Here is a 13,626-nt window from a genome sequence, read left to right on the forward strand (position 1 = left end):
GCAATGACGGCATTCGGTGCCGCCCGGTGACGGTCCGCGGCCCGCGGACGGCACGGGCCGCGGCGCCGGGCGGGCGGGGACCGTGCCGGGGATTCGTCACTGTGTGAGATCACCGGTGGTGCCCGGACCGCGGCCTCGCGGGAAGTCGTCCGAGGTGGGCGCCGGGAAGCGGCGCGGGCCCGCCATGATCCACCGGGCCCGTTCCCGGCCCGCGGCGAACGCCTGGTGCGGTCCGTGCGGCATGAAGGCATGTAGTCGGGTTACCGTTCGAGTGGCGTTGCGGGGTTTTTCCGTTTGACACGGGGCCGGGAGGTACCGTCACACTCCGCAGCGTCAAGCGTCACCGCAGTGCGCCCCCAACGTCCGACCGGGGGGTATTCCCAGCGTCGACCGGAGAGAAGAGCGAAGTTGTCCCCGACCAGCGAGACCACAGGCGGCGGCCGTCGACTCGTCATCGTCGAGTCGCCTGCCAAGGCAAAGACGATCAAGGGCTATCTCGGCCCTGGCTACGTGGTCGAGGCCAGCGTCGGGCACATCCGTGACCTGCCCAACGGCGCCGCAGAGGTCCCCGCGAAGTACAAGGGCGAGCCCTGGGCCCGCCTCGGCGTGAACGTCGACGCCGACTTCCAGCCGATCTACGTCGTCAACAGCGATAAGAAGGACCAGGTCAAGAAGCTCAAGGAGCTGCTGGCCGAGTCCGATGAGCTCTATCTCGCCACAGATGAGGACCGGGAGGGCGAGGCCATCGCCTGGCACCTCCAGGAGATCCTCAAGCCCAAGGTCCCCGTCCACCGGATGGTCTTCCACGAGATCACCAAGGACGCGATCCGCGAGGCGGTGGCCAATCCGCGCGATCTGAACCAGAAGCTGGTCGACGCCCAGGAGACCCGCCGGATCCTCGACCGCCTCTACGGCTACGAGGTCTCGCCGGTCCTGTGGAAGAAGGTCATGCCCCGGCTGTCGGCCGGCCGCGTGCAGTCCGTCGCGACCCGTCTCGTCGTCGAGCGGGAGCGCGAGCGCATCGCGTTCCGTTCCGCCGAGTACTGGGACCTGACCGGCACCTTCGCCACCGGCCGGGCCGGCGACGCCAGCGACCCGTCGGTGCTGACCGCCCGCCTGAACAGCGTCGACGGCCGCCGTATCGCCCAGGGCCGTGACTTCGGTCCCAACGGGCAGCTCAAGAACGACGTGCTCCATCTGGACGAGGCGAACGCCCGCGCGCTCGCCGCCGCCCTGGAGCACACCGACTTCGCGGTCCGCTCGGTCGAGTCCAAGCCCTACCGCCGCTCGCCGTACGCCCCGTTCCGGACGACCACCCTCCAGCAGGAGGCCAGCCGCAAGCTCGGCTTCGGCGCGAAGTCCACGATGCAGGTGGCGCAGAAGCTGTACGAGAACGGCTTCATCACCTATATGCGTACGGACTCCACCACGCTCTCGGACACCGCGGTCGCCGCGGCCCGGGCGCAGGTGACGCAGCTGTACGGCGCGAGCTACCTCCCGGACAAGCCGCGCACCTACGCGGGCAAGGTCAAGAACGCCCAGGAGGCGCACGAGGCGATCCGCCCCTCCGGCGACCGCTTCCGCACCCCGGCCGAGACCGGTCTGACCGGCGATCAGTTCAAGCTCTACGAGCTGATCTGGAAGCGGACCGTCGCCTCCCAGATGAAGGACGCGACCGGCAACTCCGTCACCGTCAAGATCGGTGGCCGGGCCGCCGACGGCCGGGACGCCGAGTTCAGCGCGTCCGGCAAGACCATCACCTTCCACGGCTTCCTCAAGGCCTATGTGGAGGGCGCCGACGACCCGAACGCCGAGCTGGACGACCGCGAGCGCCGGCTGCCGCAGGTCGCCGAGGGCGACGCGCTGGCCGCGCAGGAGATCACCGCCGACGGGCACGCCACCAAGCCGCCCGCCCGCTACACCGAGGCCACGCTGGTCAAGGAGCTGGAGGAGCGTGAGATCGGCCGCCCGTCGACGTACGCGTCGATCATCGGCACGATCCTCGACCGCGGCTACGTCTTCAAGAAGGGCACCGCGCTCGTCCCGTCGTTCCTGTCGTTCGCGGTGGTCAACCTCCTGGAGAAGCACTTCGGCCGGCTGGTCGACTACGACTTCACCGCCAGGATGGAGGACGACCTCGACCGCATCGCGCGCGGTGAGGCGCAGTCCGTGCCGTGGCTGCGGCGCTTCTACTACGGCGAGGGCGACGCCGAGGGTGCCGCCTCGGATGCCGGCAACGGCGACGGCGACCATCTCGGCGGTCTGAAGGAGCTGGTCGAGGACCTGGGCGCGATCGACGCCCGGGAGATCTCGTCCTTCCCGGTCAGCGACGACATCAAGCTGCGGGTCGGCCGCTACGGCCCGTACGTCGAGCGCGGGGAGAAGGACGCCGAGGGCCACCAGCGCGCCGACGTCCCCGACGACCTGGCGCCCGACGAGCTGACCGTGGAGTACGCGGAGGAGCTGCTCGCCAAGCCGAGCGGCGACTTCGAGCTGGGCATGGACCCGGACAGCGGCCACCAGATCGTCGCCAAGGACGGCCGCTACGGCCCCTACGTCACCGAGATCCTGCCCGAGGGCACCCCGAAGACGGGCAAGAACGCGGTCAAGCCGCGCACCGCCTCGCTCTTCAAGTCGATGTCCCTGGACACCGTGACCCTGGCGGACGCGCTCAAGCTGATGTCGCTGCCGCGCGTCGTCGGCAAGGACCCCGAGGGCGTGGAGATCACCGCGCAGAACGGCCGCTACGGCCCGTATCTGAAGAAGGGCACCGACTCGCGCTCCCTGGAGGGCGAGGAGCAGCTCTTCACGATCACCGTCGAGGAGGCGCTGGCGATCTACGCCCAGCCCAAGCAGCGCGGCCGGGCCGCCGCCAAGCCGCCGCTGAAGGAGCTGGGCACGGACCCGGTCAGCGGCAAGCCGGTGGTGGTCAAGGACGGCCGGTTCGGCGCGTATGTGACCGACGGCGAGACCAACGCGACCCTGCGGCGGGACGACGACGTCGAGACGGTCACCGCCGAGCGCGGCTACGAGCTGCTGGCGGAGAAGCGCGCCAAGGGGCCGGCGAAGAAGACCGCCAAGAAGGCGGCCAAGAAGGCGCCGGCCAAGAAGACGGCCGCGAAGAAGACGGCGGCCAAGAAGACCGCGGCGAAGAAGACCACCACGGCCAAGAAGACGACCGCCAAGAAGGCCACCGCGAAGACCGCGGCGGCCAAGAAGACGGCGGCGCCGGCCGAGGACTAGCCGACCGCGCGGCCGGGTCAGGTCAGGCCAGGACGGTCGCCCGGTGGCAAAACCGCAGGACAGAGGCGGACCCGACGGATTCCTTCCGTCGGGTCCGCCCATTTGTTCGGGCGGCCGCTCGACGGCGTGGGGTGTCCCGATAGGCTGGCGAGATGACGCGTGCCGAGCAGCCAACGGTCGTGACCCCCACTTCAGGCGCCCTAGCAGCGGATTCCCGCGAGCGCGCCGTGCGAGCCCTGCTCCGCTTCCCCCCACTGAAGCGATTGTGGAGTGCCCAGTTCGTCGGGGGCATCGGCGATGCCCTGTCCATGCTTGTCCTGGTACTCCTCGCCCTTCAGGCGGCGTTGTACGTACCGCTGGGCGGCGAGCCCGTCTTCGGCGGTGGTTATCGGGGTGCCGCGCTCGCGGTCACCGCGGTCTTCGCCGCCCGGATGCTGTCGACGCTGCTCTTCGGGGCCGTCCTGCTGGGCCCGCTGTCCGCGCTCACCGCGCCCTCGGGGCCGCTGGACCGGCGCTGGACGATGATCGGCGCGGATCTGCTGCGGCTCGCGCTGCTGGTGATCGCGCCCCTGTGGATCAACTGGACGCCGAGCGACGCGCTGGCCTGGCTGCTGGTGACGGTGTTCGTCATCGGCGTCGCCGAACGCTTCTGGACCGTCGCGCGGGAGAGCGCGGCCCCCGGGCTGCTGCCCGCGCCGCCCCCCGAGGGCGCCGCCGTCCGGCCGCTCCCGGACAACATGGACGCCCTGCGGCGCCTCTCGCTGCGCACCGGCTTCGTCTCGCTGCCGATCGCGGCCGCCGCACTCGTGGTCGTCACCCTCGTCAGCAAGCTGCTGGGCATCGGCATCGACTGGTTCCACATGCACCAGGCCGCGCTCGGCTCGTATGTCGCCGCCGGCCTGTTCGCCGCCTCCGTATCGATCCTCTACTTCATCGAACTCCCCGGTGTGCAGACGCCGCGGCCGCGCTCCCCCCTGGAGGGGCTGCGCCGCCCGCGTGCCACGGGAGCGAGGACCGGACAGCCGGCCCCGGGCGAGAACGCCGAGCCGGGCACCGCCCGGGCGGCCGCCGACAAGGGCCGCACCGGCGTGATCCCGCTGCTGGTGACGACCTGCGCCGCGGTGGCCGCCGCGATCGCCGCCGCCGTCGCGCTCGCCGTCCTGCACGGCTACGACCTGGCCGGCGGACCGGCCACCTTCGCGCTGCTGGTGCTCGCGCTGACCGGCGGCACGGTCGTCGGCATCCGCGCCGCGCACCGCGTCCTGCCCGCCCTCTCCCGGCGCCGGCTGCTCGCCCTCGCGGTGGCCGCCACGGGCCTGGCGCTGCTGGCCATGGGGCTGGTCCCGGACCCGACGACGGTGCTGGTGCTCGCGCTGCTGGCCGGTGTGTGCGCCGGCATCGCCGCCAATACGGGGCACGTCCTGCTGGACCAGGAGTCCGAGGAGTCCCGCACCGCCCGCACCACCGAGCACCTGCACGCCGTCGTCCGCCTCTCGGTCGCGGTGGCCGCCATCGTGGCGCCGCTGCTCGCGGCCGTCATCGGCCCGCACCACCTCGGCGACGGCACCTTCGACTTCGCCTACGGCGGCGCCGCCTACACCCTGATGCTGGCCGGCGCGCTGCTGCTGCCGGTCGCCGCCCTGGTGCTCGGCAAGGTCGACGACCGGCAGGGCGTGCCGCTGCGGCGCGACCTGCGGGAGGCCCTGCGCGGCGGTGACCCGGCCCAGGCGCCCGCCCCCACCGGCTTCTTCCTCGCCCTCGAAGGCGGCGACGGCGCCGGCAAGTCCACCCAGGCCGAGGCGCTCGCGGAGTGGATCCGCGGCAAGGGCCACGAGGTCGTGGTGACCCGCGAGCCGGGCGCCACCGCGATCGGCAAGCGCCTGCGCTCGATCATCCTGGACGTCTCGACGTCCGGGCTCTCGGACCGTGCGGAGGCGCTGATGTTCGCCGCCGACCGCGCCGAGCACGTCAACAGCGTCATCCGGCCCGCCCTGGAGCGCGGCGCGGTCGTGCTCACCGACCGGTACATCGACTCCTCGGTCGCCTACCAGGGCGCCGGGCGCAACCTCGCGCCCACGGAGATCGCCCGGATCTCGCGCTGGGCCACCGACGGCCTCGTCCCCCATCTGACGGTGCTGCTCGACATCTCCCCGGAGACCGCGCGGGAGCGCTTCACCGAGGCACCGGACCGGCTGGAGTCCGAGCCCGCCGAGTTCCACCAGCGGGTGCGGTCCGGCTTCCTGACGCTGGCCGCCGCCGACCCCGCGCGCTATCTGGTCGTCGACGCCGGGCAGGAGCCGGAGGCCGTCACCACCGTCGTACGGCACCGCCTCGACCAGGTCCTCCCGCTGTCCGAGGCCGAGATCCAGGCGCAGGCCGAGGCCCGCAAGGCCGCCGAGGAGGAGGCCCGCCGCAAGGCCGAGGAGGAGGCCGCGCGCAAGGCGGAGGAGGAGCGCCTGGAGCGCGAGCGCCAGGAGCAGCTCGCCAAGCTGCGCGCCGAGGAGGAGGAGCGCAAGCGCCGCGAGGCCGAGGAGGCCAGGGCGCGCGAGGAGGCCCGGCAGGCCGAGGAGGCCCGCAAGCGCGCCGAGGAGGCCCGGCAGGCCGCGGAGGAGGAGCGGCAGCGCCGCGAGGCCGAGGAGCGCGCCCGCGAGGCCGAGCAGGAGCGGCTGCGCAAGCAGCACGAGGAAGAGGCGCGGCTGCGCAAGGAGGCGGAGGAGCGCCGCCTGGAGAAGCAGCGCAAGGCCGAGGCGGCCCTGGTCCGTGCCGAGGAGGCGCGGCGGGCGGCAGCCGAGGAGGCGGCCGCCGCGGAGGCCAGGGCGGCGGCCGAGGCCCGGGCCGCGGACGAGGCGGCGGACGCCCCCACCGCGGAGACGCCGGTCGCCGATCTGCGCAAGCGGCTGGCGGAGAGCGCGCCCGAGGAGCCCGCGGCCGGCTCCGGCACGGACGCCGAGCGCACCGAGGCCCTGTCGTGGCCCGAGGCGCAGGGCGGGCACCCGTCCGGCGCGGCGGACGAGACCGCTGTGCTGCCCTCCGTAGGGGACACCCGGGATTCCCGGGACGGCCGCGGGGCCGGCACGGACGCGGAGGAGACCGCCGTTCTGCCGCCCGTACGGGACGCCGGCAAGAGCGGCACCGCGGGCCGCCGGGACGACCGGGAGGGCGACCCCGCCGACCGCGTGCCGTCGTGGATGTTCCGCAAGGAGACGCCGGGAGCGGAAGGGGCGCCGGAGACCGGGCACGCCGCGGCATCGGGGCACCGGTCCGGCACCCCGGCCGAGTCGCGGGTGGAGCGCACCCGTGAACTCCCGCAGATCGACCCGGCGACGGGCCACCCCGTCGAGCCCGCGCAGCGCAGCCGCCCCCGCCCCGAATGGGCGGAGGAGACCCCGCTGGACGATCTGCCGTCGCTCGCCGACGAACTGCTGGGCGAGCACGACGACGAAGCGGACGACGGGTCCGACGGCAACGCGGGCGGCAACGGCCGCCGCGATGGCCGGGGACGGCGCCGCTAGCACCGGCCCGGACGCCCGCCCTCGGCCGTGGGCGCAGCTTTCGGGCTGCGCCCACGGCCGTTTCCGCTCCCGCACACGCGGCCGCCGGGTCGTCCGGCGCCGGGTCCCGGGGCCGTTTGTCAGTGGGGTGCACCACAATGGGTCGGGCGCGGAGAAAAGCGTGGTGTGCGCGGCCGGCGCGGGCGCACTCCGCACACCACGAGCAGTACGGAACGGACAGGAACGGCGGGCAGCGATGACGGTATGGGACGACGTGGTCGGCCAGGACCGGGTGACGGTCCGGCTGGCCGCCGCCGCGCGCGACGCGGACGCCCTCATCACCGCGGAGCACGCCGCGGCCGGGGCCGGGAGCGGCGCGCAGCCGGCGCCGCCCGCCGACGCCGGCAGCACCTCCCAGATGACCCACGCCTGGCTGTTCACGGGCCCGCCGGGCTCCGGCCGGGCCACCGCCGCCCGCGCCTTCGCCGCCGCCCTGCAGTGCGTCAGCCCGGACCGCGCCGGGGAGTACGGCGCCCCCGGCTGCGGCTTCTGCGACGGCTGCCACACCGCCCTGGTCGGCACGCACGCCGATGTCGAGATCGTCCGGACGGACCTGCTGTCGATCGGCGTCAAGGAGACCCGCGACCTGGTCCGGCGGTCCTCCCTCTCCCCGTCGGGCGGCCGCTGGCAGGTGATCGTCCTGGAGGACGCCGACCGCCTGACCGAAGGCGCCGGCAATGTCCTCCTCAAGGCCGTGGAGGAGCCCGCCCCCCGTACGGTCTGGCTGCTCTGCGCCCCCTCCGTCGAGGACGTCCTGCCCACCATCCGCTCCCGCTGCCGCCAGCTCTCGCTGTGCACGCCGCCGGTCGACGCTGTCGCCGAGGTCCTCGTCCGCCGGGACGGCATCGAGCCGGCCGCCGCCGCCCGGGCCGCCCGCGCCACCCAGGGGCACATCGGCCGGGCCCGCCGGCTCGCCACCGACGAGCGGGCCCGCGCCCGCCGGACGGCCGTGCTCAAACTCCCGCTCCGCGTCGACGACATCGGCGGCTGCCTCAAGGCCGCCCAGGAGCTGATCGACGCCGCGGGGGAGGACGCCAAGCAGGTCGCCGAGGACGTCGACACCAAGGAGACCGAGGAGCTGCGCGCCGCCCTCGGCGCCGCCTCGGGGACCGGCGGCCGGCTGCCGCGCGGCACGGCCGGCGCCATGAAGGAGCTCCAGGACCGGCAGAAGCGCCGCTCGACGCGTACCCAGCGCGACAGCCTCGACCTGGCCCTGATCGACCTCACCGGCTTCTACCGCGACGTCCTCGCCCTCCAGATGGGCGCCTCGGTGGCACTGGCCAACGACGAGGTGCGCGACAGCGTCCAGCGGATAGCCACCACCTCGACCCCCGAACGCACCCTCCGCCGGATAGAGGCCGTCATCGCCTGCCGCGAGGCCCTGGACCGCAACGTGGCCCCGCTCCTCGCGGTCGAGGCCATGACGGCGGCCCTTCGCGCCGGCTGACCACCCGAGCGGACCCGCACCACCGACCACGCCACCTCGTGCCCCCGGAAGCGCGCACACAACGTCCCCACCCGGATACTCTCCGTTCAGAAGCCGTCACCCGCCCCCACCCCACCACCGGCTCCCCACCCCCGTCACCGGCCCCCGCCCGACGCCGCCACCACCCGCACTCCACCTCCGAGGACCGCACCGCACCGCACTCCAGACTCCACGGACCGAGACCAAGGGACACCGTCCATGGCGACCAGCCGTCTGCTCCGCACCTCCGCCGCTGCCCTCGCGGCCACCGCTCTGCTGATCTCCGGCTGCTCCTCGGGGAGTTCCTCCCCCGACGGCGAGACCTCCGCGGGCGGCAACACGGAAGCCGGCGCCCAGCGCCCGGCCGCCGGCTCCACCCTTGAGCCCCTCGCGTCCTCCATGCCCGGCAACCTCCGCCCGTATTACGACCAGAAGCTGAGCTGGCGCCCCTGCGGAGTGTCCGGATTCGAGTGCGCCACGATGAAGGCCCCCCTGGACTACGCCAAACCCGGCGCCGGAAACGACCTCAAGCTCGCGGTGGCCCGCAAGAAGTCCACCGGCCCCGGCCGCCGGATCGGCTCCCTGCTGGTCAACCCGGGCGGCCCCGGCGCCTCCGCGATCGACTACCTCCAGCAGTACGCGCCCCAGCCCGCCGCCGTCCGCGCCCGCTACGACATGGTGGCGATGGACCCGCGCGGCGTGGCCCGCAGCGCACCGGTCGAGTGCCTGTCCAACAAGCAGATGGACCGCTACACGGAGGTCGACCAGACCCCGGACACCGCGGCCGAGACCACCAAGCTCGTCAACGCCTACCGCGCGTTCGCCAAGGGCTGCGAAGCCCACTCCGGCAAGCTGCTCCCGCACGTCTCCACCGTCGAGACCTCCCGCGACATGGACGTCCTGCGCGCCATCCTGGGCGATCCCAAGCTCAACTACGTGGGCGCCTCCTACGGCACCCTGATCGGTGCCACCTACGCCGGCCTCTACCCCTCCCGCGTCGGCCGGATGGTCCTCGACGGCGCCATGGACCCGGAGCTCGACTCCCGCGCCACCAACCTCGAGCAGACCGCCGGCTTCAACACCGCCTTCACGTCGTTCGCCGCGGACTGCATCAAGCAGAAGGACTGCCCGCTCGGCACGAAGAGCACCGCGGACGCCGGCCGCCAGCTGTCCGCCCTCTTCAAGAAGCTGGACGCCCACCCGGCGGCGACGGGCCAGGAACGCAAGCTCACCGAGTCCCTCGCCACCACGGGCGTCATCGCCGCCATGTACGACCAGCGGGCCTGGCCCGTCCTGCGGGAGTACCTCGCCCAGGCCAAGGCCGGCGACGGCCGCGGGCTGCTCACCCTCTCCGACAGCTACTACGAGCGCGACCCGAACGGCACCTACAGCAACCAGATGTACGCCAACCCCGCCGTCAACTGCCTCGACCTCGCGCCCGCCTTCCGCGACCCCGCCCAGGCCCGTGCCGCCGTGCCCGCCTTCCGCAAGGCCTCCCCGGTCTTCGGCGAGACCTTCGCCTGGTCCGCCCTGAACTGCGCGTACTGGCCGGTCAAGCCCACCGGCACGGCCCACCGCATCGAGGCCAAGGGCGCCGCCCCGATCCTCGTCGTCGGCACCACCCGCGACCCGGCCACCCCCTACATCTGGGCCAAGGCCCTCGCCGCCCAGCTCTCCAGCGCCACCCTCCTCACCTACGAGGGTGACGGCCACACCGCCTACGGCCGCGGCAGCGACTGCATCGACACCGCGATCAACACCTACCTCCTCGACGGCACCGTCCCCCCCAAGGGCAAACGCTGCAAGTGATCCGCACCACACCCTCCTCGCCCCCTTCCGGCCAACCTCTGACCAGCCCCTAAACCGGTGACAGAGCACCCCTCCACGATGTGTAGACTGGGCCGCGCACCACGCCGCCTTAGCTCAGTTGGCCAGAGCAACGCACTCGTAATGCGTAGGTCTCGGGTTCGAATCCCGAAGGCGGCTCCGTGAAGGACCCCAGGTCACACACTTCGTGACCTGGGGTTTTGCGTTGCTCGGGGCGTGACGCGGCCGGGGTGCCGTGGGCGTGGCTTGTGTGAGCGGAGCGCTTGTTGATCTAGCTTGGCGACTTCTTCCGCTTGAGCTCCTTCTTGGCGGTGGCCCCGGCCCGCTCCTTGCCCTTGCGAGTGGCGGTCCGGTGACGCGGGGAACGGTGCGGCATCGCGTCGATGAGCAGGCGAAGGATTTGGTTGAGGCGCTCACGGACGAGGGCACGGGGGCAAGGGCCACGGCCACCAATCCGACCGCCCACCAAGCCGCCGTCGACGGTGCCCTGACTTCAGCACTCAGGGAACTCGCGCAACGCCAGCCGAGGGAGGCGGCCCCGTCGCACTCTGGCCAGCGATGTACGCGCCGCCATCCCGAGCACGCCGGCCTGATCCAACGACAGTGGCTGGTCGGCCCTCGCCGAAGTCGAGGCCCGCGGTTACAGACCCCACCAACTCCTAAGGAAGCCGGCGTCCAACGCGAACTCGCCACTGCGCCCGCCAACCCGCCCGCGTCCACTCGCATTCAGCACACTGGTCGCAACCTGTTCCCAACCGCACTGCGGAAGCTGGCCGCCGCCAGCCGACCAACGCGGTCTCGCTCCCGAGTAGAGGGCCTGGCAGAGCAAGGTTCCGTTGAACAAGCGTGAAGACTTTGAAGGCGAGTGGTAGTAGTGGCCGCGCTGGTCTATTTCAAGAAGATCACTGAGGATTCCGACGCCATTGTCTACTCGTTCGGCGAAGGCCCTTCCGAGATGGCGCGCCACCTGACGATGGAGAGGAACACGCGCAGGTCGCAGCCAGATGACGGGAGCAGCGACTATTCGTTTCTGAAGGCGTCGCGAAAGATCAACGCCATGTACGAGCAAGCGAATGAATGGCCTGAGCGCGGAATGAGCGTCAGCTGACCAGGGTGGAGGTGCGTGCAGCTGAGGGCCTGCGAAACCTTGTGCAGTGCATCCATGATCAGCTCGTCGGCGCACTCCGAATCACTAGCCTGGCTCCCGCAGTTGACCGGGACCGGACGGAACCCAGCCTCATACTCCGTGATGCCGGCCCGGCGTGGCTCAAGCACGGTCTGCGGGGTGCCGGTCCACATGACTTCCTCGCTGGCGGTGCGGTGCGGCAGCTGTCCATCGACGGCTGTCGCGCGGTCTGCATGTGGCGATGTGCGGGACTACCGGACGGCGGAAGCCCTCAGCGCTTCATTGCGTGTTCCTGGAGGGAGTGGATGTTGATGGTTTCGTGGGACATGGCTTGGATGCCCTGGAGGGCGGCGGCGAGGGCTTGGATGGTGGTGAGGCAGGGGACGCCGCGGGCGACGGCGGCGGTGCGGATTTCGTAGCCGTCGAGGCGGGCGTCGGGGCCGTGGGGGGTGTTGACGATGAGGTCGATCTCGGCGTCGTGGATGAGTTGGACGATCGTGCGCTCGCCGTTCGGGCCCTCGCCCTCGGACTGCTTGCGGACGACGGTGGCGTTGATGCCGTTGCGGCGCAGGACTTCGGCGGTGCCGGAGGTGGCGAGGAGTTCGAAGCCGTGGGTGAGGAGTTCGCGGGCCGGGAAGATCACGGCGGGCTTGTCGCGGTGGGCGACGGAGAGGAAGGCGCGGCCCTTGGTGGGCAGCGGGCCGTAGGCGCCGGTCTGTGACTTGGCGTAGGCGGTGCCGAAGACGGCGTCGATGCCCATGACCTCGCCGGTGGAGCGCATTTCCGGGCCGAGGACGGTGTCGACGCCGCGGCCGTGGATGTCGCGGAACCGCGACCAGGGCAGGACGGCTTCCTTGACGGAGATCGGTGCGTCCAGGGGCAGGGTGCCGCCGTCGCCGGTGGCCGGCAGGAGGCCCTCGGCGCGTAGTTCGGCGATGGTGGCGCCTAGGGAGAGGCGGGCGGCGGCCTTGGCCAGGGGGACGGCGGTGGCCTTCGAGGTGAAGGGGACGGTGCGGGAGGCGCGGGGGTTGGCCTCCAGCACGTAGAGGATGTCGCCGGCCATGGCGAACTGGATGTTGATCAGGCCGCGGACGCCGACGCCCTTGGCGATGGCCTCCGTCGAGGCGCGCAGCCGCTTGATGTCGTGGCCGCCCAGGGTGATGGGGGGCAGGGCGCAGGCGGAGTCGCCGGAGTGGATGCCGGCCTCCTCGATGTGCTCCATGACGCCGCCGAGGTAGAGCTCGTGGCCGTCGTAGAGCGCGTCGACGTCGATCTCGATCGCGTCGTCGAGGAACCGGTCTACCAGCACCGGGCGGGTGGGGCTGATCTCGGTGGACTCCGCGATGTAGGTGCAGAGGCGGGCCTCGTCGTAGACGATTTCCATGCCGCGGCCGCCGAGCACGTAGGAGGGCCGGACGAGGACCGGGTAGCCGATCTTCTCGGCGATCTCCCTGGCGCGGTCGAAGGTGGTGGCGGTGCCGTGTTCGGGGGCGGGGAGGCCCGCCTCGGCGAGGACCTGGCCGAAGGCGCCGCGGTCCTCGGCGGCGTGGATCGCCTCCGGCGGAGTCCCGACGATGGGGACGCCGTTGTCCTTGAGCGCCTGGGCCAGGCCGAGCGGGGTTTGCCCGCCGAGTTGGACGATGACGCCGGCGACGGGTCCGGCCTGGGTTTCGGCGTGGACGATCTCCAGGACGTCTTCGAGGGTGAGGGGCTCGAAGTAGAGGCGGTCGGAGGTGTCGTAGTCGGTGGAGACGGTCTCCGGGTTGCAGTTGACCATGACGGTCTCGTAGCCGGCGTCGCTGAGGGCGAAGGAGGCGTGGACGCAGGAGTAGTCGAACTCGATGCCCTGGCCGATGCGGTTGGGACCGGAGCCCAGGATGATCACGGCCGGCTTCTCGCGGGGCGCGACCTCGCTCTCCTCGTCGTAGGAGGAGTAGAAGTACGGGGTCTTCGCGGCGAATTCGGCGGCGCAGGTGTCGACCGTCTTGTAGACCGGACGGACGCCCAGCGCGTGGCGGACCTCGCGGACGACGTCCTCGCGCAGCCCGCGGATCGCCGCGATCTGCGCGTCGGAGAAGCCGTGGCGCTTGGCGTCCGTGAGCAGCTCGGGGTCCAGCTTCTCGGCGGTGGCCAGTTCCCGGGCGTGCTCCAGGATGAGGAAGAGCTGGTCGACGAACCAGGGGTCGATCTTCGTGGCGTCGAAGACCTCCTGGGGGGTGGCGCCTGCTCGCATGGCCTGCATGACGGTGTTGATCCGGCCGTCGGTGGGGATGCGTGCCTTCTCCAGGAGGGTGGCCTTGTCGCCGGGCTCGCCGGTGAAGTCGAACTGGCTGCCCTTCTTCTCCAACGAGCGCAGGGCCTTGTTGAGGGCCTCGGAGAAGTTGCGGCCGATCGCCATGGCCTCGCCGACCGAC

Annotated in this window: 6 protein-coding genes and 1 tRNA gene; 6 read left to right on the top strand and 1 reads right to left on the bottom strand. The window is 72.1% G+C overall.

What is annotated here, in order from left to right:
• The first annotated feature begins 408 nt into the window (after positions 1-408).
• From topA to IEY78_RS26825, 6 genes are all read left to right on the top strand, one after another.
• Positions 409-3,243, top strand: coding sequence for a type I DNA topoisomerase (gene topA / locus IEY78_RS26800; protein WP_189102505.1), 2,835 nt, complete (start codon positions 409-411; stop codon positions 3,241-3,243).
• A 152-nt stretch (positions 3,244-3,395) separates the two neighbouring features.
• The gene (gene tmk / locus IEY78_RS26805; RefSeq protein WP_189102507.1) at positions 3,396-6,755 is read left to right on the top strand and encodes a dTMP kinase; all 3,360 of its coding nucleotides are present in this window, start codon (positions 3,396-3,398) and stop codon (positions 6,753-6,755) included.
• Between the two features lie 235 nt (positions 6,756-6,990).
• Positions 6,991-8,241 carry a DNA polymerase III subunit delta' gene (locus IEY78_RS26810; protein ID WP_189102509.1) on the top strand — a complete coding sequence of 417 codons (1,251 nt, stop codon included), beginning with the start codon at positions 6,991-6,993 and terminating at the stop codon, positions 8,239-8,241.
• Between the two features lie 237 nt (positions 8,242-8,478).
• Entirely contained in the window at positions 8,479-10,068 is a 1,590-nt protein-coding gene (locus IEY78_RS26815; protein ID WP_189102511.1) for an alpha/beta hydrolase, read from the top strand.
• Between the two features lie 103 nt (positions 10,069-10,171).
• Positions 10,172-10,245, top strand: a tRNA-Thr gene (locus IEY78_RS26820).
• Between the two features lie 715 nt (positions 10,246-10,960).
• Positions 10,961-11,194 carry a hypothetical protein gene (locus IEY78_RS26825; protein WP_189102513.1) on the top strand — a complete coding sequence of 78 codons (234 nt, stop codon included), beginning with the start codon at positions 10,961-10,963 and terminating at the stop codon, positions 11,192-11,194.
• 289 nt (positions 11,195-11,483) lie between these two features.
• On the opposite strand, the gene carB is transcribed toward IEY78_RS26825, so the two are convergent.
• The coding region (carB, locus tag IEY78_RS26830; protein ID WP_189102515.1) for a carbamoyl-phosphate synthase large subunit at positions 11,484-13,626 on the bottom strand (2,143 nt) is incomplete at its 5' end.

Source organism: Streptomyces kronopolitis, assembly GCF_014646275.1.
Classification (GTDB): Bacteria; Actinomycetota; Actinomycetes; order Streptomycetales; family Streptomycetaceae; genus Streptomyces; species Streptomyces kronopolitis.

Coding starts and splice junctions, on each gene's coding strand:
- tmk (WP_189102507.1), top strand. CDS start 3,396: ATGACGCGTGCCGAGCAGCCAACGGTCGTGACCCCCACTTCAGGCGCC.
- IEY78_RS26810 (WP_189102509.1), top strand. CDS start 6,991: ATGACGGTATGGGACGACGTGGTCGGCCAGGACCGGGTGACGGTCCGG.
- IEY78_RS26815 (WP_189102511.1), top strand. CDS start 8,479: ATGGCGACCAGCCGTCTGCTCCGCACCTCCGCCGCTGCCCTCGCGGCC.